This window comes from Oribacterium sp. C9 (assembly GCF_002007235.1).
Taxonomy (GTDB): Bacteria; Bacillota; Clostridia; order Lachnospirales; family Lachnospiraceae; genus Oribacterium.
The window spans coordinates 82,330-106,367 of sequence record NZ_MUHW01000003.1 but is presented as its reverse complement, the minus strand read 5'-3'; the positions used below and the strand labels follow the sequence as shown (position 1 = coordinate 106,367).

The following is a 24,038-nucleotide window of genomic DNA, read 5'->3' as shown; positions in this document are numbered from 1 at the left end:
ATGCTTTGAGGGTGGGAGGATCTTCCAAACACTCTATGATGCAGGAATGGAGTAATATATGAAAACATTTGAACTTGTTGCACCATGTCATTTTGGACTTGAAGCAGTAACAAAAAAAGAAATTATAGATTTAGGATATGATATCACAACAGTAACAGACGGTCGTGTAGGCTTCATCGGCGATGCGGACGCTATCGCACGTGCCAATATCTTCATGCGTACACCTGAGCGTATCCTTCTCAAGGTTGGCTCCTTCAAGGCAGAGACCTGGGAAGAACTGTTCCAGGCAACCAAGGCACTTCCGTGGGAAGAGTACATCCCTAAGGACGGAAGCTTCTGGGTAACCAAGGCAAGCTCAGTCAAGTCAAAGCTCTTCTCCACAAGAGATATCCAGTCCATCATGAAAAAGGCGATGGTAAAGAGACTGGGAGAGTACTTCGGCATCACAAACTTCGAGGAGCACGGTGCCAAGTATCCTATCAGGGTTTTTGCATACAAGGATGAGTTTACTGTATGCCTCGATACCTCAGGAGAGTCTCTTCACAAGAGAGGTTATCGTCTGAAGCAGGGTCTCGCGCCTATCACAGAGACATTGGCGGCAGCGCTCATCATGCAGTCTGGCTGGACAAAGGAGCATGCTCTCGTTGATCCTATGTGCGGATCAGGAACATTTATCATCGAGGCAGCTATGATCGCAGCCAATATCGCTCCGGGAATGGACAGAGCCTTTGTTTCAGAGACATGGACTAACTTCATCGACAAGAAAGTATGGTACAATGCTCTCGACGAGGCAAACGAAATGGTTGACACTGAGCTTCTCGAGACAGGTGTCACAAAGTCCGGAAAGAAGATAGACATCCAGGGCTATGACATTAACCCTGATGTTATCCCTGTTGCAAGAGAGAATGCTGAGCGCGCAGGTGTTGACAAGATCATCCACCTTCAGGTTCGTGATGTTGCGAATTTCTCCCACAGTGGTAAGTTCGGATACATCATCAGCAACCCTCCTTACGGCGAGCGTATCGAGGACAAGAGAAATCTTCCGATGCTCTACACAGAGCTTAAGGAGGCTTACCAGGGACTCGACAGCTGGGCAATGCATGTGATAACAGCCTGGGAGGATTCCCAGAAGTATCTCGGAAAGGCTGACAAGAACCGTAAGATCTACAATGGTATGATGAAGACCTATTTCTATTCATACACAGGCAGGATGCAGAACCAGAATAAGCCTCATGATTTCGAGAAAAAAGCTTGAAATTCCGTGGGTTTTGAGACCATGAAATGATCAAAAAGTACTTCAAAAGTATCTATCAGGTACTAGAGAAGTACTTTTATTTTGGCCGGATTTAGGCAAAAAATTGGCCGGATTTGGCCGGAAACTGTAAGAAAGTATTACTATATAGTGACCAAATGCAGCGAGAAAAGCAAGTAAATCACTTAAATACTACGGCCCATGATACAGATAGGTAAAATTGAGTAAACATACGGCTGAATTGAATGCACAATAGTTTATCATTTTTGAGATAATACCCATATACCGATACTAGGAGGTACAACACTATGACTAATGAACAAGCATGGGATTATGCAATAGAATGATAAAAGTTGATGGGCTAGAACCAACACAAGACTTTAAAGAGTATATTGAAAAAGAAAAAAAGGCGAAGTAACCATGGAGGATGCAAAAAGATTTCTGGATAAGAAATACAAGATGAAGGAGCCTCTTGATGCGTGATCCTTATCTATATGATAATTCTTCTGTTTTTATAAGGAAGAGGATGTTCTAGGCGGACAGTCTATTGAGTATTCAGATCCCTTTGATATCGTTAACGATGTACATCATGTATTATTCGATATGCGTGTAAAACCATGGAAAAGTTTACTTCTTACTATAATCCAACAAGACCACCAGCGAATATAATACAAACAAAGCAGACCCTTTGTGGACTGCTTTTTCTTTACCATAATCCGTAAATGCTTACAAAATAATATATCTGAATGTTTAAGAAACAATACATATGTGTCGATATAGTCAGATAATACCAAAAATAGATGTCCAAAAACTGTGCATGGATCCCCATGGGATGTTACTTCTGTATGTCAGACAAGGGCGTGAAGTGGAAGAGATACGGCAATCTTCACTCATTGTCTTAGGCAGAAAGCCATATACCGGATAATGTGTAGCCGTTCGTATAAATCAGAAAGGATATTTTTATGAAAAAACTTGTTTCCCTGACACTTGTATTGACCATGTCTTTTTGCCTTACTTCCTGTGAAGCCGTTTCTGTTCCGGCTGCGGGTTCAGATCATGTAAACACAGAGAGTAATGAGTCACTTGAGGAATTCGAAACAGCAGAAAACAAATCTCAGGAAAGAGAGGATGTCATCGATGTTTCGGATGCTGTTGTTTCAGTTGAAGGCTCTGATGTTGCCACGGAAGGTTATCAGCTTGAGCAGGTTGTCGTACTGAGCCGTCACAATCTTCGTGCACCTTTGTCCAGCAACGGATCTGTTCCGCAGGAGTTAACTCCTCATCAGTGGATCGAATGGACAGCGAAATCCAGTGAACTGACAACTAAGGGTGGCATTCAGGAAACTAACATGGGCCAGTACTTCAGAAAATGGCTTGATAAGGAAGGCCTTATTCGGGAAAACAGTATCCCTGAAGAAGGAGAGATACGCTTTAACGCCCGTGAAAAGCAGCGATGCCGTGCAACAGCCAGATACTTTGCATCAGGAATGCTTCCCCTTGCTGATATTAAAGTAGAGTATCCTTCTGACTCCAATGATCTCCCGGATTTTATGAAACCAAACCTGAAATTCTATTCTGATACGTTTGCTTCTGATGCCATGGAACAGGTAAAAGCAATGGGCGGGGACACCGGGTTTGATGGCCTTGCCGATGAGACAAGGGATGCCATTAAACTTATCATGGATACTGTCGATATGCAGGACAGTGAAGCCTACAAGAGCGGGAAATATGGCGATCTGCTGACTGATGGATCCGGATATAAGATGGCAGCGGACGAAGAGCCTGATGTTACAGGAGCTATCAAGACCGCAAGCCAGGTGGCTGATGCACTGGTTCTTCAGTATTATGAAGAGCCTGATGTCAAAAAGGCAGCTTTCGGACATGACATTACTCAGTCTGACTGGGCTGAGATCGCAGGTTTACTTACAAAATATGAGGAAATAAAATTTGGCTCACCGCTGGTCTCAGTAAGCATTACACATCCCCTTATTCAGGAACTGGAGAGTGAACTTAAGAATGATAAACGAAAATTCAGCTTCCTGTGCGCACATGACTGCACTGTTTATACGACATTATGTGCTCTTGGAGTGAAACCCTATACTCTTCCCGATAGTATTGAAACGAAAACACCGATTGGTGTTAAGATCCTGTTTGAGCGGTGGCGTGACTATGAAGGTCAGGCATGGTATCGTGTAGACCTGATATACCGAAGCACTGAGCAGATCCGTGAATCAGCGGTACTTTCTCTGGATAATCCTCCGATGAGATATAACCTTAGCTTTAAAGGCATAGAAACCAATGAGGATGGATTGATCTCCGAAAAAGATCTTTTCGGTATGTTCGACCGCACAATAGACGATTATGAAGAACTTGTCGCTAAGTACACGGAAAAGACATTGGATAAAGCAGCTTGATCATAATACTTTGGATTTAGCGATCTTTCTAAATTAGGAAATGGCTGTTACGGTCATATGCTTTGAGATTAATGTAATGAGTTTTATGGAAAAAAGGGCGGTGAACAGATGAAAAGATGGCGCATGAATTTTTCAACTTTTATCATGACGGCACTTTTAGCGGTTATTCTTCTGGCCGCTGGTTGCAGTCAAATCCCTGATGGAAAATCCAATGGAAGTATAGGCATCATCGGTGCAATGGATGAGGAAGTCAGTTATCTGAAAAACATAACTGAAAATAAGAAAATCACAGAAGTCGCAGGAATGGAATTTTGCGAAGGGACACTGGAAGGAAAAAAAGTGGTAATTGTTCAATGTGGAATCGGTAAGGTTAATGCCGGAATATGTGCCAATACACTGATCAACCAATTTGGCTGTGAAAAGATCATAAATACCGGCGTTGCCGGCTCTCTACAGAATCAAATTGGTTTAGGTGACATTGTTGTTTCCGTTGATGCGGTACAGCATGACTTTACGGTGGAAGCTATAGGATTTGCGAAGGGGGAGATTCCGTATACCGGTCTTTATGCATTCCCTGCAGATGAAACAATGCGTAAAACAGCTGTGGAATCGGCTAAGAGCGTGACGCCGGAGACTCAGGTTTTTGAGGGCAGGGTATGCACCGGAGATCAGTTCATTTCCGGTAATGAGCAAAAGGAGAAGATTCTGTCTGATTTTGGTGGATTGTGCTGTGAGATGGAGGGTGGCGCTATTGCTCAGGCTTGCTATCTAAATAAAACACCTTTTGTAATCATACGAGCTATATCAGATACTTCAGATGAGTTGGAATACGATCTTTTTATGGAGAACGCTGCTATTAACTGTGCCAGGATTGTTCAATACATGGTAGGAAAACTTTGAGGGATACCATGAAGCACCGCTTTAAATATGGGCTTTTAAAAGTTCAAACGCAGGAAAGGTTATCTGATTATAAAAAACTTCCTTTTATTTGACAAGGGTCTCATTTATGTTAAGGGAGAAGATATATGAAAAAGAAACTTATAGCATTGGTAATTTCCGGTTTTATGGTTTTATGTCTTGTGTGCTGCAGCACTCAATTATCTATGCCTGAAGCAGCTATACCGGCGACGGAGACCGAAACTGATTCTGAGGAGAACAGAACAATGAAAGAAGAGTCCACCCATACTACAGGCGCTTTCAGCGCTGATGAGCAGACATTGGAGGTCAAATGCAACAATGGTACCTTCTTAGGCAAGGAGACAGACGGGCAGATCATCTGGAAAGGCATCCCTTACGCAACTCAGCCGGTGGGTGAGCTTCGTTGGAAGAAGGCACTTCCTGCCGCAGACGATGACGGCGTGTACGACGCCACAAAACCCGGTCACATTCCCATCGGGCTTGTGAACGACTCGCAGGGAACGGCGGAATTCGGCGAGGACTGCCTCGTGCTGAACATTTATTGCGATACCAGTTCAAACGACAGCAGGAAGCCGGTCATGGTGTGGATTCACGGCGGCGGGTTCGTCGCTGAATCCCAGGCGTCGCCCCTCTACGACCTTACCAACATCTCGAGACAGTACCCCGACATCCTGTTTGTGTCCATCGACTACAGGCTCGGCTTCATGGGATTCATGAACTTTGAGCGGGTTCCGGGCGGAGAGAACTACAAAGAGGCAGGAAATCTTGGCCTTCTTGACCAGCTTGAGGCATTAAGGTGGATACAGAAGAACATATCAGGATTCGGAGGCGATCCGGACAACGTGACGATTTTCGGCGAGTCGGCAGGCTCGGCAAGCGTCACGTTCCTCCCTCTCATAGAAGGAAGCGAGGGGCTCTTCAAGAGATGTATCGCACAAAGTGCCAACATCGCCTACTGCGACACGATGGAGCACGGCATCCACGTCACACAGAACTTCCTCAGTGTAACGGGATGCCAGACCATGGACGAGCTGATGGAACTCACTACAGAGGAGCTTATAGAAGCCTATCAGAAAGCAGCTGACATTGATGCAAACTGCCTTCTGGGAGCTGCTAACTTCCCGCTCCTGGACGGCGTTACCCTTCCGGAAGATCGAGCAGTCATGTATGAGATGTGGGGAGACGAGAAGAGGGCTAAGATTGATTTAATGATCGGGTCTACCCAGGATGAAATCAGGTACTTCCTTCCGCTCGAGGGCGGCGAAGAAGCCTTTACAAATACGCTGAGGTGGATTGCAAAGAGGGATCGCGCGCTTCTTAACACTCAGGAGAAGGCCATGTACGACGAGTTCATGACCACTCTGGTAAACGAAAGTGAATTAAGCAGGCTGGAGCAGTACTGCAACGACATCAACTTCCGTGCCGGCAACACCAATATGGCCATCAGGCACTCTGCCGCCGGAGGCAACACCTATATGTACTTTATGAAGAATCCGGTGACAACACCCTATCTTGGCGTAATGCACTCGGCCGAGCTTCCGTATCTGTTTGACAATTCCATAGCGGATCCGATGGGGAGCGGAGAGATAGTTAGTACCGAGGATTGCGAGTTCCGCCATGTTGTAAAGGAGATGTGGACCAACTTCGCCCGGACAGGTAATCCTTCCACCGACAAATACGAGTGGACGAAGTTCTCGGGGGATGACCGCCAGACGATGGTCTTTGACGACACCATAGGCATGCAGAAGGATATATTCGGAAGGCGTGAGGACCTGATGATGTCATGGGCAGAGCGCCTTGGGAACGGTTCGTCCAAGAGAGTCTGCTAACGTGGGTTCAGACGAGGAGGAGATACCATGAACGAATTTGAAAAGAAATATCCATATTTTTGGTTGGTGTTGGGGCTGATCCTGACAATGCTTTCTTATGGCATTTTTAACACAGGCATATGTGCCTGGATATTTGCCATACCGTTGATTCGATTTATTAACAATCGCACCCAATGGTCATCCATTCTTTTGATGCTTGTTGGGATGATCCTTGTTGCCAACATAACTTTTTACAGGCTTGTTGAAGATGGCTTCAACCTCATGAATCAAATATTTTGCACTTTCAATGGCATCAGGATTTGGTTCCCGTTCTTTGTATATTTTCTTTGCAGAAAGTTTGGCACCAAGAGAATCATTGCTTACCATGCGTTTCCGGCGGCAGTGGCTGTAGCTGAGTTCTTCATAGATAATCCGTTTGTTTCAGTCATGACTTCGCTTTCAGTATCACAGTTCTGGAATTTGGGTCTTATGCAGGTCGCTAGTATTACGGGTGTTGTTGGAGTTTCCTTTATCGTGACAATGTTTGCCTCTGTCGCTAATTACATCTGGGAAGAAGGAATGCGTAAAGCGACCGTTATATACGCAATCTGTTACGGAGTGGTTGTTGTTGCCGTTACAGGTATAGGTATGACCACAATTGAGAAAATCACCACAACTGATCAGACAGTGAAAGTTGCTGCGAGTATAGAAGACCTCAATCTATTGGTTGAGGACGAATCAATTCTTGCTCAGTATGATGGCTCGGATGAAGAGAAAATCTTTCAGGCGTTCTTTGATATCATCAGTAGAAGAGCAAAACAGTCAGTGCAAAATGGAGCTACGCTGCTGGTGTTTCCGGAAGACGCATTCTTCTGTCCGGAAGCATCCAGTGAAAAATTTATTGAACAGGTGCAGGACATTGCCAAAGAAAACAAAATCAATATATTACTGCCTCTTCTCAGGCTACCGGAAAATGGAAAGAAAAAGAACACACTGAATTTTATAGATAGTAATGGTCAACTTGTAAATACTTATCTAAAGAATCATCTTGTGCCGGTGGTGGAAGAACCTGATACAGAAAGAGGCGATGGCAAAACACCGGTCATTGAAGTAGATGGCGTAAAATACACTTATCTGATCTGTGCCGATTATACTTCGAATAAATATGCCTATAATGGCAGAGAGGCGGATATCTTTTTAAATCCATCTTACGATTGGAAAGCCTTCCAGTACTTTACATCCTATGGAATACAAGCTCGTGCTATCGAATGTGGGTTCTCAGTTCTAAGAAATCCTGTCAACGGCAACATTATACTTTATGATGTATTTGGAAGACCGCTTCATATGCAAAATGTCATGGGTGTACATTCGGGTATGATTTATCTTGATATTCCAAAGCAAGGCAGACAAACTATCTATGGTGCTACTGGCAATTGGTTCCCGTGGATATGCGCCCTTTATATTGTCTTCGCAATAGTCAGTGGTTTTATTATCAAAAAAAGTATCAGTAAGACAGCTTTAGGTTAAAAAAGTTCCGTTCGTGTCTATGATATTTGAACGAAAGGATGAAACATAATATGGGATGGGAAGCAGATTTAATTGAGTAGATGCAGGCAAATTTCAGCAATTTTGGAAATCTTATGAAGTTGCTGGCATTTCTTGGCGCGGAGACCGGTCTGCTTATCTCTGTGCTGATCGTGATGTTTTGCTGGAAAAAGAAAGTTGGGCAGAGGCTGGCATTGATCGTAGTAGCTGTAAATATGTGGCTTCCAATGATCAAATCGATAGTTCTCAGGCCAAGACCCTATATGGAATTTCCCGACAGATTAAAGCCACTGGTTTTGGATCAGGAGGGGGCTGCTATGGATGTGGCAGCTCAAGGATATTCCTTCCCCAGTATGCACAGCGCATCTATACCTGCACTATACTTTCCTCTGGCAAATGAAGCAAAAAAGAAATGGCTCTGGATCATTGCGGTAGTCCTGACCTTATCGGTAGGTATTTCCAGAATAGTGGTCGGCATGCACTATCCGACAGATGTTCTGGCTGGAGTCATTTACTACTATGGGTGACCATAAGCAGGATTTGACTCCATCTGATAACGCTGACTTAAATGGACTTAGAACTACAGCATCTGAGACAAAGGATAGCTTGATTGTATTTTTCTAGTCTAAAATATAGAGTTTTCAAGGTGCGATGCCCACTATTTATGTGGGAAGTTTAAGTAAAGAAAATATTCTCGATATGCACAAGAAAGCATGAGTAAGACTATAGGTGATGCATAAAATGCAGGTGCGAAGCTATTTTGAACAGCCTATGCACCTGCTTTTTTTAGTTGAGGAAATATAAAAATTCTATTAAGTTATTGACTTGGAGTTAACTCTAAGAAGTATAGTTCATATAAAGGAAAAACACGAATAGATTTGAAAATAAAAATGTGCCCGCGAAAAGGAGATCAAGAACCATGACGATCAAAGAAGTTTGCGAAAAATATAACATTACACCTGATACCTTACGGTACTACGAGCGTGTGGGCGTTATCCCTGAGGTTCATCGTACAAAGGGAGGTAACAGGGATTATACAGAGGAGGACATAAGCTGGGTTGAGAATGCAGTGTGCATGAGAAGCGCAGGTGTTCCTGTGGAGATGCTGATCGAGTATGTGAAGCTTTTCCAGGAGGGAGATTCAACGATAAAGGCCAGAAGAGATCTTCTTGTGGAAGCCAGAGTCGCAGTTCAGGAAAATCTTGATAAGTATCAGGTTACCATGGATAAACTTAATTACAAGATATCCCGTTATGACGAAGCTATAAAGACCGGTGTTCTTAGCTGGGATGATTACGAAGATTCAAAGAAATAAGAGGCAGAACATATGGATATAAAGATTTATAAAGACCGGAATTTTGATGAGGAAAGAGCTCTATATGGAAGCAATGGTGTTGTGGTGGACAACTGCAGATTTGACGGACCGGCAGACGGAGAGAGCGCTTTAAAGGAGAGCAGAGACGTTCAGGTAAATAATAGCTTTTTTAACTTAAGATACCCTTTCTGGCATGATGATAACCTTAAGATCATGGGCAGTGAGATGACTGATAAGTGCAGAGCAGCACTGTGGTATACAAGCAATGCAACAATCACAGAAACAAATCTCTATGGCATCAAGGCCCTGAGAGAGTGTTCTGATATAAGAATCTTTGACTGCGATATCAATTCACAGGAGTTTGGCTGGTCTGTTAAGGATATAGAGATGAAGGACACGACTGTTCAAGGAGAATACTTCATGATGAGGTCAGAGCGGCTCAAGTTCGATAATGTGACTCTGAAAGGAAAGTACTCCTTCCAGTACATCACTGATTCAGTATTTGAGAACTGCAACTTTGATACCAAGGATGCATTCTGGCACGCAAAGAATGTTGTGGTAAGAAACAGCATAATAAAAGGCGAGTACCTAGCCTGGTACTGCGAGAATGTTACCTTCGAGAACTGCACAATAATCGGAACTCAGCCATTATGCTATTGCAAGGGGCTTAAACTGATTGACTGTAAGATGATAGACACAGATCTCGCTTTTGAAAAGTCTGAGGTTGAGGCAACTGTCCTGACACCTGTCATCAGTATAAAAAACCCTAAGGCAGGAACGATTTCTGTTCCGGAAGTATCAGAGATAATAATGGATGACTCTGAGGCAAAAGGTGAGATAAAGATTAATATAAAGGCGGAATGTGCCTGAGAAATAAAACGACAAACTAAGTAGTAGGAGGACATTTAAATGAGCAGAGTTAATTTTGGAGCAAAACCACTTATGTACCCACAGCCGGTACTTATTATCGGAACATATGATGAAAATGGTGTTCCGAATGCCATGAATGCAGCATGGGGCATCACAACTGACTTTAAGGAGATTACTATCAGTCTTTCAGATCATAAGACTACGGATAACTTGAAGGTAAAGAAAGCATTCACAGTCAGCATGGCTACAGAAGCACAGGTCGTACCTTGTGATTATGTAGGTGTAGAATCCGGAAGAAAGGTTCCTGACAAGTTTGCAAAGGCGGGCTTCCATGCTACTAAGAGCGAGTTTGTAGATGCACCTCTAATTGATGAGCTCCCTCTTGCCATGGAATGTAAGGTAAAAAATTTTGAAAATGGTATCCTTATTGGAGAAATCGTTAATGTCTCAGCCGATGAGAGTGTTGTAACAGACGGAACTGTGGATATAACAAAAGTAAAGCCTATCAGTTTTGATCCATTTGGGAATGCATATTTTAGCGTTGGCGAGAAAGTTGGAAATGCTTTCAAGGATGGAATGACTCTTAAATAAAGATCATAATCTGCACCTGCCATTTTTAGTGACAGGTGTTTTTTTTCGCGATAAGGTTGTCGAGCGAGCTTTTTCTTTGGTGTGAAGCCATTTTTAATCTCATAGGCGCAGGCAGTGTGGTATGAAAGCAGCTAAGGGTTAAAATCAGAAATCCCTACTATTATGATATGCTTAAATCCTTTTGACGAGAATATATACCACATAACACATTTTAATTATACGATATTGATTTATACCTCATGGTAAATATGTCGATTGTATTCAGTGAAACTGTTTTAGGGAAAACTGTGAAAATTACAAAAATCACGCATTAATGAACTTTATTTTGTAAATGATGGTTTAAGGAAAGGAAGGTAAACACTATGAAAATCACAACATTTAACCCTATTATCATCTCTTCAAAATCAGATGATGTCGTTAAGATTTTTGAAGAACTCGGCTTTGAAAAGCATCATCACAATGTGGAAGTGGAAGACAGGGAAAGTTTTAGATTAAAGCATCCTGACGGATTCTACGTTGATTGTGTGCAAATGGACGAGGCAGAAAAAGATAAGATGGTTATACGCATGAACGTTGACAACTTCGATGAAGCCCATGAAATATTACTTGCACATGGTTTCAAGGATGGTCCAAGAGTTCTCGATAAAAAATCTGCAAAATCAATGGGAATGATTTCACCATCAGGTTTTGTCATCGGATTAGTTGAACATAAAAAGAATCACGATTAATTATATAAATGAATTATATGTAAGCGTCTCATCTGAATTCAGGGTGAGACGCTTATTATAATATGTTTTTATTCATATAAATATTATATGAATAGACCCACATTATTCAGACCTTATTTCATTGTGTAAATTTTTCATCATTTATGATAAAATTAATGCATCTTTGCAAAAATATGTACATTTTGCACAAAGGATGGATGAAGTCTTGGGTAATATGTCACTACGAAAGAGGCTGGCTCTTTTGGGAGCTGTCTCGATGATTCCGTTGATAATTGTAGCCGCATATCTGATAGGTGCGCTTCAGAGTTACAGCTATGCCTATGATGCCATAGTCAGCAACATGGCGGTTGCCAACCAGTACAATCTGAAATTTAAAGAGTCTGTGGATGAGAATCTCTATAAGATCGTAGTCAGTGGAGTCTCATTTGACGAGATATCTTCTGATCCGGAACTTGTGGATCCATATGATGCTCTTCATGATATCCGTAAAAGCTTTTCCGAATTGGAGGCAAATACACAGGATCTCGAAAGTCGTAACTGGTTAAATAATCTGCTCAGAAATGTCAACACCCTGGAGCTTCGTATAGGTGACATTCAGAGGAACCTTTCGGATGGAAGTCATTATGATGCGAACATTCATATGTTAAATGACAATGTCTACATCCTTACTGAATTGATTCAGGATGATATCCAGTATTATCTTTACTATCAGACCAGGATAATGGAGCGAATGAAGACAGAGCTCCAGATGCGCGTGCGTTATTTCGTAGTATTTGTAGCACTGCTTTTGAGTTTTATCGTTGGCATCCTCCTGATGATCGTTATTCATATATCCAGAAGTATCACCGTTCCGGTGGAAAATCTCGGTCATGTGGCAAAGGAAATATCCCTTGGTAATTTTCAGGCAAGGGCTGACTGTACTTCCAAAGACGAAATTTCCGCGTTGGGAGAGCGTATCAATGAGATGGCAGAAAGTCTCGAAAAAATGATGCAGAAGATACGTGATGATGAAAAAAAGATGCGTCACGCTGAGCTTCGGCTTTTACAGGAACAGATCAATCCGCATTTTCTTTACAACACTATGGATACCATTATCTGGCTCATAGAAGGACGTAAGCTGGATGAAGCAGAGGATATGCTGGTATCGCTCAGTAATTTCTTCCGTCTGGTTCTGAGCCACGGTCATGAGTACATCAGTATCCAGGAAGAGGAACAGCACATCAGAAGTTATCTCGAAATTCAAAAGTTCAGATACCACGATATCCTGGAATATGAGATCAGCATGGATCCTAAGCTCTATGAGTATAGGATACTGAAGATGACTTTACAGCCACTGGTAGAGAATGCATTGTATCACGGCATAAAAAACAAGCGTGAGCTTGGTATGATCCGTATCACAGGGCAGCTTCGTAATGAAGATATCCTTTTCAAGGTGACGGATGACGGAATAGGTATGGATGAAGCCACTCTTGAGAAGCTCAGGATCGCCATTACAAAGCCCTGCAAGGATACAGATTCCGGCTTTGGTATGGCCAATGTTAATGAACGCATACGTATGAACTTTGGACCTGAATACGGTCTTACACTTGATTCTTCATCGGGAGGCGGAACCATGGTAACAGTACGTATTCCTAAGGAGCGAATAAATGATGGAACTACTGAAGAAAATGGAGAATCGTCATGACAGGATTGAATAAAGGAAATATAAAGTTGTTCCCGGATAATAAAGGATGGAATGCATGTAAAAGAAATGCAGTAAAAAAAGCAATAGCACTTGGAACGGCTTTTACTCTACTGACTGCATCCTGCATTTCATGTTCTCCCTTTAATGTGGAAGAAACCAGCAGTAATATGCAGATCCTTGAACCGGAACCCGCTGAAAATCTGATCAGGGTCGGCTTTTCACAGCTTGGATCTGAATCCAAATGGCGCCGTGCCAACAGCATTAGCATAAAAGATGCTCTGACAGTAGATAACGGTTTTTTCCTTCAGTTTAACAATGCACGGCAGACTCAGGAAAATCAGATCAAGGCTATCCGCGGATTCATTTCCCAGCAGGTTGATTACATTGCCTTTTGTCCGGTAACCGAGGACGGATGGGACACAGTTCTCAGAGAAGCGAAGGATGCGGATATCCCTGTCATTATCGTTGATCGTCAGGTATCCGCAGATTCATCTCTTTATACCACATGGATAGGAGAGAACATGAGGCAGGAGGGAGAAAATGCCGGCATATGGCTTTCAAAGAAGCTGGAGGAACTCGGAAAAAGTCATGACAAGATAAATATCATCGAGCTTCTGGGTACGCGAGGATCCTCCAGTCAGATAGGAAGAAGCATCGGTTTTGACACCGTTTGTGACAAGCATCAGAATTGGGTTCTCCTTGATAGAGATGATGGTGATTTCACTACAGCTAAGGGACAGGAGATCATGTCAGGATTTCTGGAGAAATATGATGATATCGATGTTGTGGTATGTCAGAACGATGATATGGCCATAGGAGCGGTACAGGCTATGCAGGATGCCGGCATAGATCTTTACAGTGATGAGAAGCCCATCATCATTTCGTTTGATGCAAGCCGTCAGGGACTTGAAATGGTGATGCAGGGAATCATAGATGTGGATGTGGAGTGTAATCCTGCGAGCGGTCCCCAGCTTTCCGAAGTTATACATGAGATGGAACAGGGTAATCAGGTGGCAAAAGCCTATTTTATGAATGAGGAAGTGTTCACAAGGGACAATGCTTCCAGATTTGTGGATGACCGTTCATATTGAAAGAGTACGATCAGTGAAAAAAATGGTTTAATGCATTTTCATCAGAGCTCAGTTTTTGATGAAGGATATAAATAAGTAATTACTGTATTTGTGACATAATGATAGTGGCGGAGGTAGTTATAGGGTATGCTGAAAGTTTTCTTGGTTGAGGATGAAGTGACTGTGCGTGAGGGATTACGCGATAATATCCCATGGGAGGAATACGGGTTCCAGTTTGCAGGAGAAGCCTCCGACGGAGAGATGGCACTGCCTATGATCAGAAAGACTGAACCTGATGTGCTGATCACAGATATACGTATGCCGTTTATGGATGGACTGACTCTTTGTCATATAGTCGGTCAGGAATTTCCGAAGATGAAGATGATCATCATGAGCGGCTTTGATGATTTTGAATATGCGAGACGTGCGATTCAGGAAGGTGTTGACCAGTATCTCAGTAAACCCATCACCCGTAAGACCATAAAGAAGGCGCTGGATGAGGTCAGGCACAAGATCGACCATGAAAGAGAGCAGAAAAGCTACCAGGAGAAATTCCGCCTGGAATCCAGAGAATATGAGCAGTACCAGAGAAGAAGCTTTCTGGAAGCTCTGTTTGGAAGAAGGCTTACGGTTGAAAAGATGTATGAGGAGGCTCAGAGACTTCAGTTCAATGTCAATGCGGCCTGTTACAACATTCTGCTCTTCAGTATGAATGATAAGAAAAGGGATGAAAGTGAAGAGTTCAGGCTGAGACAGAATGATATCCTCGCTTTTTTCCTGAGATTCCCGGAGTATATTCTGTCCAAATGGAGTCTCAGCTCCTACTGTGTTATAGTGCGTGGAGAAAAGGATGTGGTAAGGGATTTCACAGTTCGGGGAATAGCTGAAATTGAAAGAATCGCATCCGATCCCAGATGTCCTATGCATTGGTATGTAGCTGCCGGTGAGCCTGTGGCCCGTTTCAGTCAGCTTACGGAATGCTTCGAAAAGACAAATCACCGTTTTGCTGAACGTTTCTGGAGACCGGAAAAAAATATATTACGTCCTGAAGATGCGAGCCTTACGATCTCAGATGAAAAACGAAGTATAGATGGTGTCAATGCTGAGAACGTGGATCCATCCATCATTACCGGCTTCTTAAGGGATGGTGACGTTAGTGATGTCACGGAATTCGTAAATGGATATCTGGAGAGCTTAAAGGATGTACTTAAATCTAAGATATTCAGAAGCTATCTAATCCTGAACATCAGATTTACAGTCATACGTTTCGTAGAGAACTACGGCATGGATCAGAAGGAATTCCTTGAGAAACTTCCTTTTGACATTCATGATCTGGAAGGAGACAGTGATAAGATTCCGGATTATGTCATAAGCATGCTCAGACTTGCCTTTTCCCTCAGGGATCAGGAATCTGAAAATAAAGGTCACACAGTAGTGCAGGAAGCATTGCCCTACATCCAGAAGCACTATATGGAAGAAGATATCTCATTGAATTCAGTAGCAACGGTGGCGGGGATCTCCAGCACATATTTCAGCTCCATGTTCTCACAGGAAATGGGAAAGACATTCACGGAGTATCTTACAGAGCTTCGCATGAATAAGGCAAAGGAGCTTCTGAGCACACAAAAGCTTCATACTGCAGAGGTTGCACAGGCAATAGGATACAAGGACGCACATTATTTCAGCTTTGTATTCAGAAAGACCCAGGGAATGTCTCCAAAGGAGTACCGGACACAGAATTCTGTATAATCGAGAAGGATGCCTTTTTCGATACCCCGAAGGAAACTTCTGATCAAACACTTGTCCCTTCCGTCAGTATCCAGGGCACGATTATGGTGTCTGATGACGGATCAGAGAGAAGACGGGTAAGAGATGCGGTTACAGCATCGGAAAAGCTGTGTTTTTCATGGGCCAACGAGGTTATATGTATCTGCTCTATCAGACTAAGATAACTGTCATCGAAGCTGACTATGCTCAGGTCCTCAGGAACATTGATATGAAGCCTAGTAAGGATAGGAAGAAGTCTGTATGCTATCTCATCGTTAAAGCAGACGAGGGCAGTGGCTTCATAAAGAACATCCCGGGTGAAGTTCTGTAGCTTAAGCTGAAGTGCCGGGTCCAGCAGATCCTTTAGATCCTGTTTGTTAAGCATAAGTATATGAGATCTGGAAAAATCCATATCCATATCCCTTAGAGCATCTATGTACCCCTGATAACGTTCAAGGCCCTGAACAGTATCGGAAAGAAAAATACCTGCAAAGGAGCGATGCCCGCGACTGCTCAGCTTCTGTACAAGCTCATAAGCGCCATGATAGTTATCATCCTTTACTACTGACCATGCAGGAAAATTCGGATACAGACCATATAAGAACAGGAGAGTAGTTCCGCTGCGCTGAAGCTTCGTATATAGATCAAGATTAGGATTCTGAAGTGATGAGAAACATTCTGAGATGATCGCCCGGGGAGGATTATCGAGAAAGCTTTCAAGTATTTTTCGTTCAGAATAGAAGTCAGCCATATTCTCAGTGAGTGATACACGGAATCCAAGTCCGCCCAGCTTTTGGCGGAGAGCGGCGATAAGCTCAGGGAAAATGTAGTCGTCAGGAGTAGCTAACAAAATCTCCACCACATTTTCCCTATCATTGGGTGATTTCCCGGTGAGATAAGTTCCACTACCCTGACGTGAGCTGAGATAACCTTCTGAGATAAGTTCTTTTATAACTTTACGCACCGTCTGACGACTGACCCCGTAACGCATCATCAGTTTTTGTTCAGTATCAAGTGTATGTTTTTTTTCTTTAAGCATCTGTTCTATCTCCATGAGCAGATGTTTTTTTAATTGTTCGGATTTACGGATACCGGGAACAGATAGGATCCTATGGGTATGAGTATTTTCCTGAATCATGAAGATCCCCCTTAATAAAATTAAAAAAGTGAAAAATTTCAGCAGTTATTTTTAAGCGAAGAAAGAAATCTGCTTAAAAAAAGTAAATTGAACATGTAATTTATGCATCTTGCGCATGTTAAATCTACAAAATCAAAGATACAAAACGAAAAATTTCACCCATTCCTATGAAATTATCTAAATATTTTACCTTTTTAGTATCAGGTCAAAATAATTTGTACTCTTATTATACACATAAGGCGATTATTTGTACTGTTAAAACGATGATTATTGTGCATGATGTATCTGTTGTATTGAGTAAAACCACTAATAATAGGATAATAGTTACAGAAAGAGGAACAAAAAGTTCCGAAGAACGAATATCTTTTTAGGAGGGATTTATGAGAAAAACATTATCAGTTCTGTTAACAGCCGCTATGGCAACATCAATGCTTGCAGCTTGTGGATCATCAAACACACAGGCTACAACAGCAGCTCCTGCTGAAACAAAGGCTGCAGAGACTCAGGCAGCTACAACAGCAGCTCCTGCTGAGACAACAGTTGCAGAGGTTACAGAGGCTGCCAAGGAAGCTGCAGCTAGCGGTGATACTATCACAGTTGGTTTTGCACAGGTTGGTCACGAGTCTGACTGGCGTACAGCTTCAACAAATTCAGTTCAGGCTGCACTCAGCAAGGAGAACGGAATCGACCTTCAGTTCGTAGATTGTGATAACGATTCTGCAGCACAGCTCGAGGCTGTTCGTAACTTCATCCAGCAGGGTGTTGATTACATCGTAATCGATCCTATCGTATCTACAGGTTGGGATACAGTTCTTACAGAGGCCGATGATGCAGGTATTCCTGTTATCGTAATTGACCGTACTATCGATGATTCAGACAAGTATGTTTCATGGGTAGGTTCAGAGTTCACAAATGAGGGACTTGCAGCAGGTGCATGGCTCAAGGCTTATGTTGCTGATAAGGGAATTTCAGAGGTTAACGCACTTGTAATTTCCGGTACAACAGGTTCTTCGGCACAGATCGGACGTTCAAACGGTTTCGATAAGTACGTTGAATCAGAGAAGTGGAACAAGATCGATGAGCAGACCGGTGACTTCACACAGGAAGGCGGCCAGAAGGTTATGGAGTCTTACTTAAAGTCATATGAAGGAAAGTTCAACGTTGTTGTATGCCAGAACGATAACGAGGCATTTGGTGCTATCGATGCTATGAAGGCAGCAGGTGTTTCCTATGGTGTAGACGGCGATGTAATCGTTATTTCATTTGATGCTTGTACAGCAGGACTTCAGAAGGTTCTTGCAGGTGAGATCAATGCAGACTTCCAGTGCAATCCTCTTCAGGGACCTGACTGTCTCAACATCATCAAGAAGCTTGAAGCAGGCGAGACTGTTGACCAGAAGACATTCATGGCAGAGCCTTGGTATGTAGCTGAAGATAAGCTTAAGGATATCACTTATACAAACAACTCAGGCAAGGAAGTTACAGAGCCACTCGTAGTTGTTGATCAGGCAGTAGTTGACGCAGCTTACTAATTTAATTGAATGAAAAGACAGCCTCAGTGCGGCTCACAGGCTGCGTACATCAGTGCGAAGAAGCCAATCGGGGGTGGTTCCAAAGAGCCATCCCCTTTATAAATGATTCAAAGGAAACACGGATCATATGATCGTTTCCGAATATTTCGAGAGATTTTACTTATAAAGGATGAGGAAAATGATTAATAACGTATTGATAGAGATGCGGGATATCACAAAAACCTTCCCGGGTGTAGTGGCACTTGATCATGCTCAGCTTACCATCAGAAAGGGTGAGATTCACGCACTTATGGGAGAAAACGGTGCCGGTAAATCAACCATCATTAAATGTCTGACCGGTGTCTATGAACGTGATTCCGGTGAGGTGCATATGGAGGGGGTTGAGGGCAATATCTATAACCACTCAACAATGGATGCCCAGAATATCGGTATCGCAACGGTTTATCAGGAGGTTAACCTTTGCCCGAATCTGAGCGTAGCTGAAAATCTTTTTATCGGTCGTGAACCGAAAACAAAGCTCGGAACAGTTGACTGGAAGACCATGAACCGTAAAGCCAAGAAGATCATGGATGATCTTGAGATTCCGATCGATGTAACAAAAACTCTTGATAATTACTCACTGGCAATACAGCAGATGATAGCCATTGCCCGTGCTGTAGATATGGATTGCCGTGTCCTGATACTGGATGAGCCCACAAGTTCACTTGATGACAACGAGGTCGAGAAGCTTTTCAAGCTTATGACAGATCTAAAAAATAAGGGCGTAGGCATCCTTTTTGTAACACATTTCCTTGAGCAGGTATATGCCGTATGTGACCGTATTACTGTAATGAGAAACGGTACATTTGTTGGAGATTATTCCGTACAGGAGCTTCCCCGTGTAAAGCTTGTAGCTGCGATGCTCGGAAAGGATTTTGATGATCTTGCAGCCATCAAGGCTGAGGGACACAGCAGCTTCTCAGATGAAGTTGTTGTTGAAGCTGAGGAGCTCAGCCACAAGGGAACCATTAAGCCGTTTAACTTCAAGATCCATAAGGGTGAAGTTGTTGGAGTCACAGGACTACTCGGCTCCGGACGTTCTGAAATGGTACGTTGCATCTACGGAGCGGATAAGCCTACAGGCGGAAAACTCAGTATGCATGGTAAGGAGCTAAAGGCAAAAGCACCTATAGACTCGATACGTGCAGGTATGGGTTATCTTCCTGATGACAGAAAAGCTGATGGATGTATAGGAGATCTCAGCGTACGTGAGAATATAATTCTTGCACTTCAGGCAAGAAACGGTATGTTCAAGAGAATTCCTATAAAAGAACAGAACCGTATTGCAGATGAATTTATCAAAATGCTGCAGATAAAAACCGCCTCCCGTGAGACACCTATAAATCAGCTGTCCGGAGGTAACCAGCAGAAGGTCATCCTTGCCAGATGGCTGTGCACACATCCTGATTTCCTGATACTTGATGAGCCGACACGAGGAATTGATATCGGTACAAAAACCGAATTCCAGAAGCTTGTACTCGAGTTCGCTAAGCAGGGTATGAGTGTGATCTTTATTTCCTCGGAAATCGAAGAAATGATCCGTACATGCACAAGGATGTGCGTAATGCGTGACGGTCAGAAGGTTGGAGAAATATCTTCTGAAGAAGGAGCCATGACTCAGCAGGCTGTCATGGGAGCAATTGCAGGAGGTGAAAAATAATGAGCGGAAAAATAAAGGCATTAACAAAAAATCAGCTTTTTCTGCCATTTGCGATGATGGTGCTGGTACTTCTTATAAATCTGATAAAGAGCCCTGATTTCTTTGCCATCAATATACAGAACGGAGTTCTGTATGGGCGTCTCATCGATATCCTGAACCGTGGATCCGAGATTGCGATACTGGCAGTCGGACAGACACTGGTCGTAGCGGTATCTGCCGGAACTGATATTTCCGTTGGTTCGGTAATGAGCCTTACAGCATGCGGAACATGTATGCTGCTTGCAGGATATGGAGTCAACAGTACCACAACACTTGCAGTACCACTTGTAGTAGGACTTCTTTTCGGACTTATCCTTGCTATGTGCTGCGGTGCTTTCAATGGTTTCCTTGTATCAAAGCTCAACATTCAGCCTATGGTAGCGACACTTATCCTGTTTACAGCTGCAAGAGCCATCGGACTTCTGCTCTGTAACAATCAGATAACCTATATACGTTATGAGCCGTACAAATATTTCGGAAACTTCATACCGGGATGTCCTGTACCTACTGCGATCTTCATTACTATCGTTGTAGTAGCCGTAGTAATGCTTTTCCTGAAGAAAACAGCCATGGGGCTTTACATTCAGTCAGTTGGTATCAATAAAAAAGCTGCCAGAATTTCTGGCCTCAATTCAAGCAACATCTGCTTCATGTGTTATCTTATCTGCGGACTCTGCGCAGGTATAGCAGGAATTGTGGCTTCTTCAAGAATTTATTCCGCAGACTCCAACAACATCGGTCGCAACTATGAGCTGGATTCGATCCTTGCTGTAGCACTGGGCGGAAACTCCCTCGGAGGCGGACGCTTCAATATGGCCGGTTCCATAATCGGCGCATACACGATTCAGGCGATAACCGTAACACTTCTTGCAATGGGCGTATCCACTGACCAGGCTCCTGTAGTCAAGGCTATCATCGTAGTTCTGATCGTAACAGCCCAGGCTCCTGCATTTAAAGCTTTCCTTGCAGAACGTAAGGCAAAGAAGCTTGTACAGGTAAATGAAACTCAGAATAAGGAGGCCGCATAATGAACAAGAAGGTCTTTGACAAATTAAACGGCAATACACTGCTTTTGGTGATCACCATTTGCCTGTTCTTCTTTATGTATATCATCGGCTGCATAGTTTACAGTGGAAAAGGTTTCACTCACCTTCAGACATTTTTAAATCTGCTTATCACTAATGCAGGACTTATATGTGTTGCCAGCGGAATGACCTGTGTCATGCTGTGCGGCGGCATAGATATTTCCGTAGGTTCTCTTGTGGCCATGGACTGTATGATCCTCGCCTATGGTATGGGTAAGCTGAATCTTCCATGTATTCCTCTTATCCTTATGATCCTTGTGATCGGTCTCGTATTCGGAGCAGTGCAGGGATTCCTCATCGGTTATATGAAAATCCAGCCGTTTATCATCACTATGGCAGGAATGTTCTTTGCCAGAGGTATGACTGCAGTTATCTGTACGGATCAGATTTCCATCACAGAAACTACAAACAAACTCTTTTATGCATGGGCAAATTTCAAGATCCAGCTTCCGGCATTCCTCGGATATGTCAATAAAAAAGGAAAGCTTCAGGTGCCATTCATCCGTATTTCGGTTATCATCGCACTTCTGGTTGTTGCAGCAACCTTCTTCCTTTTAAAGTACACAAAGTTCGGTCGCTCACTCTATGCTGTCGGTGGAAACCAGACTTCCGCAGCCATGATGGGACTGGATACCCGTAAGATCAAGATGAAGGCATACATTCTTTCATCCTTCCTCTGCTCGATCGGTGGTATATGCTACTGCCTGAACACCATGTCAGGTTCAGTACAGCAGGCTTCAGGATTTGAGATGGATGCCATCGCCTCATCAGTTATCGGAGGTACACTCCTTACAGGTGGTGTCGGTAATGTCATCGGATCCTTCTTTGGTGTAATGATCACAGGAACTATCACAACACTGGTTAATACAAACGGTAAGCTTCTTTCAAGCTGGGCAAATATCGCAACGGCTGCGCTTCTCTGTTTCTTTATCATCCTGCAGAGTGTATTTGCATATGTAAAGAACCGCAGTAAATAAGCTTTCTGATAAAGAAAAAGAAGTTAAAAGTAAATTTTCTATGCAATATGTGCCGCTAAAAGAAGATCGGCAGAGCGGCGGAATGGAGATAAAATGAAGAAATTATATTTTGTAGTCGGCAGTCAGGATCTTTACGGAGACGAATGTCTTCGTCAGGTTGCAGCGGATGCTGCTGATATGACAGCATTTTTAAATGAGAAGCTTAACGGTCTGGTTTCTGTAGAGCTTCTTCCTACAGTTATCGATTCAGAGACCTGTATCAAGGATCTCAGAAAAGCATCAGTTGATGACGACTGTATCGGTGTGATCACATGGATGCATACCTTCTCACCTGCAAAAATGTGGATAAAGGGATTACAGGAGCTTAGAAAGCCTCTTCTGCATCTTCACACACAGTACAATGAGAAGCTTCCTTACGACAGCATCGATATGGATTTCATGAACCTGAACCAGTCAGCTCACGGTGACCGTGAATATGGATTCATCGTTGCACGTCTCGGAATTCCTCACGAGGTAGTTGCCGGATATTTCAAGAACGAAAAGGTACTTGCAAAGATCCGTCGTTTTGCAGAGGTTGCAAAGGCTATCGATCATTCACATCATCTTCGTGTGGCTTCCTTCGGAAACAACATGCGTGAGGTAGCAGTTACAGACGGTGATCGTGTAGAGTCACAGATCCGTTACGGCTGGGAGTGCAACTACTTCGGTATCGGTGATCTCGTAAAACTGATGGATACTGTCACCGACAAAGAAGTGGATGACAAGATGGCTGAGTACGAAAGCCGTTACACCATGAAAACCGACAATATCGAGGCAGTACGTGAACAGGCAAAAATGGAAGTGGCACTTGACAAGTTCCTTGCAAAGAACGGAATCGGAGCTTTTGCTGACACATTCCAGGATCTTCACGGTCTCAAGCAGCTTCCGGGTATTGCAGCTCAGAACCTCATGGCGAAGGGTGTTGGATTCGGACCTGAGGGAGACTATAAGGTATCAGCATTATCATCAGTACTTATGAAGATGTCCGAATGCAGAAAGGGTGCAACAGGATTCATCGAGGATTACACTTATGATCTCACTGATGGACAGGAAGTTGAGCTTGCTTCTCACATGCTTGAGGTTCCGCCTGCATTTGCAGCAACAAAGCCTGAAATCCAGGTACATCCTCTCGGAATCGGCGGAAAGGAAGATCCTGCACGTCTTGTGTTTGATGGTATCACAGGTGACGCTATTCAGGTTACAATGGTAGATATGGGAGATCGTTTCCGTATAATCTGTGCTGATGTTGAGCTCGTTCAGCAGAAGGAGCCTATGCCTAAGCTTCCTGTAGCGAGAATAATGTTCCGTCATAAGCCGAACTTCGAGATAGGCACAGAAGGATGGTGCTATGCAGGAGGAGCGCATCACAGTGTTATTTCCACAGCTTTGACAAGAGAAGACATTGCCCTTTTTGCAAAGCTTACAAATACAGAACTGGTAACCATCGGCGATGACACAACAGAAGCAGATCTTCTTCGTTTCTGATTAAGACTTGAAAAGAAGGAATCCCTATGGATTCCTTCTACATGCTTAAAGCCGTATAAATTTTCTGAAAGTAATCAGGGAA

General features: G+C 43.2%; 19 protein-coding genes. 18 read left to right on the top strand and 1 reads right to left on the bottom strand.

All coding sequences use genetic code 11. The annotated features are described in order from the left end of the window. Positions 1 to 58 precede the first annotated feature (58 nt). The 13 genes from BXO88_RS03210 (at position 59) to BXO88_RS03150 (ending at position 15,944) form a co-directional block, all read left to right on the top strand. Complete coding sequence (locus tag BXO88_RS03210) at positions 59 to 1,255, top strand: THUMP domain-containing class I SAM-dependent RNA methyltransferase (protein WP_078036329.1); 1,197 nt, start codon at positions 59 to 61, stop codon at positions 1,253 to 1,255. 959 nt (positions 1,256 to 2,214) lie between these two features. Next, positions 2,215 to 3,666 carry a histidine-type phosphatase gene (locus BXO88_RS03205; RefSeq protein ID WP_078036328.1) on the top strand — a complete coding sequence of 484 codons (1,452 nt, stop codon included), beginning with the start codon at positions 2,215 to 2,217 and terminating at the stop codon, positions 3,664 to 3,666. A 108-nt stretch (positions 3,667 to 3,774) separates the two neighbouring features. Beyond that, positions 3,775 to 4,566 carry a 5'-methylthioadenosine/adenosylhomocysteine nucleosidase gene (locus BXO88_RS03200; RefSeq protein ID WP_242945140.1) on the top strand — a complete coding sequence of 264 codons (792 nt, stop codon included), beginning with the start codon at positions 3,775 to 3,777 and terminating at the stop codon, positions 4,564 to 4,566. Positions 4,567 to 4,691: 125 nt separating this feature from the next. Next, positions 4,692 to 6,413 (top strand): carboxylesterase/lipase family protein, encoded by a 1,722-nt coding sequence (locus BXO88_RS03195; protein ID WP_078036327.1) that lies wholly within the window; start codon positions 4,692 to 4,694, stop codon positions 6,411 to 6,413. Positions 6,414 to 6,440: 27 nt separating this feature from the next. Further along, positions 6,441 to 7,919, top strand: coding sequence for a nitrilase-related carbon-nitrogen hydrolase (locus BXO88_RS03190; RefSeq protein ID WP_078036326.1), 1,479 nt, complete (start codon positions 6,441 to 6,443; stop codon positions 7,917 to 7,919). A 113-nt stretch (positions 7,920 to 8,032) separates the two neighbouring features. Continuing rightward, on the top strand, positions 8,033 to 8,464 hold the full coding sequence (locus BXO88_RS03185; protein ID WP_168171602.1) for a phosphatase PAP2 family protein: 432 nt from the start codon (positions 8,033 to 8,035) through the stop codon (positions 8,462 to 8,464). A 392-nt stretch (positions 8,465 to 8,856) separates the two neighbouring features. Further along, positions 8,857 to 9,252: a MerR family transcriptional regulator gene (locus BXO88_RS03180; protein WP_078036324.1), complete on the top strand. Its 396-nt coding sequence runs from the start codon at positions 8,857 to 8,859 to the stop codon at positions 9,250 to 9,252. 12 nt (positions 9,253 to 9,264) lie between these two features. Further along, positions 9,265 to 10,122, top strand: coding sequence for a DUF3737 family protein (locus BXO88_RS03175; RefSeq protein WP_330395064.1), 858 nt, complete (start codon positions 9,265 to 9,267; stop codon positions 10,120 to 10,122). A gap of 39 nt (positions 10,123 to 10,161) precedes the next feature. Next, positions 10,162 to 10,713, top strand: coding sequence for a flavin reductase family protein (locus BXO88_RS03170; protein WP_078036323.1), 552 nt, complete (start codon positions 10,162 to 10,164; stop codon positions 10,711 to 10,713). Between the two features lie 362 nt (positions 10,714 to 11,075). Further along, a complete protein-coding gene (locus BXO88_RS03165; RefSeq protein WP_078036322.1) occupies positions 11,076 to 11,441 on the top strand; it encodes a hypothetical protein in 366 nt (121 codons plus the stop codon). A gap of 256 nt (positions 11,442 to 11,697) precedes the next feature. Next, entirely contained in the window at positions 11,698 to 13,125 is a 1,428-nt protein-coding gene (locus BXO88_RS03160; RefSeq protein WP_242945139.1) for a sensor histidine kinase, read from the top strand. Next, positions 13,122 to 14,216, top strand: coding sequence for an ABC transporter substrate-binding protein (locus BXO88_RS03155; protein WP_078036320.1), 1,095 nt, complete (start codon positions 13,122 to 13,124; stop codon positions 14,214 to 14,216). Before BXO88_RS03160 ends, BXO88_RS03155 begins: the two co-directional genes overlap by 4 nt. 126 nt (positions 14,217 to 14,342) lie before the next feature. Beyond that, positions 14,343 to 15,944: a response regulator gene (locus BXO88_RS03150; RefSeq protein WP_078036319.1), complete on the top strand. Its 1,602-nt coding sequence runs from the start codon at positions 14,343 to 14,345 to the stop codon at positions 15,942 to 15,944. 43 nt (positions 15,945 to 15,987) lie between these two features. Here the strand turns inward: BXO88_RS03150 and BXO88_RS03145 are convergent, their stop codons facing one another. Beyond that, complete coding sequence (locus BXO88_RS03145) at positions 15,988 to 17,100, bottom strand: GntR family transcriptional regulator (protein WP_078036318.1); 1,113 nt, start codon at positions 17,098 to 17,100, stop codon at positions 15,988 to 15,990. A 380-nt stretch (positions 17,101 to 17,480) separates the two neighbouring features. Between BXO88_RS03145 and BXO88_RS03140 the strand changes: the two genes are divergently transcribed. From BXO88_RS03140 to araA, 5 genes are all read left to right on the top strand, one after another. Continuing rightward, entirely contained in the window at positions 17,481 to 18,632 is a 1,152-nt protein-coding gene (locus tag BXO88_RS03140) for an ABC transporter substrate-binding protein (RefSeq protein ID WP_078036317.1), read from the top strand. A 178-nt stretch (positions 18,633 to 18,810) separates the two neighbouring features. Beyond that, on the top strand, positions 18,811 to 20,331 hold the full coding sequence (locus tag BXO88_RS03135; protein WP_078036316.1) for a sugar ABC transporter ATP-binding protein: 1,521 nt from the start codon (positions 18,811 to 18,813) through the stop codon (positions 20,329 to 20,331). After that, positions 20,331 to 21,398 (top strand): ABC transporter permease, encoded by a 1,068-nt coding sequence (locus BXO88_RS03130; RefSeq protein WP_078036315.1) that lies wholly within the window; start codon positions 20,331 to 20,333, stop codon positions 21,396 to 21,398. Before BXO88_RS03135 ends, BXO88_RS03130 begins: the two co-directional genes overlap by 1 nt. Then, entirely contained in the window at positions 21,395 to 22,432 is a 1,038-nt protein-coding gene (locus BXO88_RS03125) for an ABC transporter permease subunit (RefSeq protein ID WP_442944900.1), read from the top strand. Before BXO88_RS03130 ends, BXO88_RS03125 begins: the two co-directional genes overlap by 4 nt. Before the next feature lie 93 nt (positions 22,433 to 22,525). Continuing rightward, positions 22,526 to 23,956 carry an L-arabinose isomerase gene (araA, locus tag BXO88_RS03120; RefSeq protein ID WP_078036313.1) on the top strand — a complete coding sequence of 477 codons (1,431 nt, stop codon included), beginning with the start codon at positions 22,526 to 22,528 and terminating at the stop codon, positions 23,954 to 23,956. Positions 23,957 to 24,038: the final 82 nt, after the last annotated feature.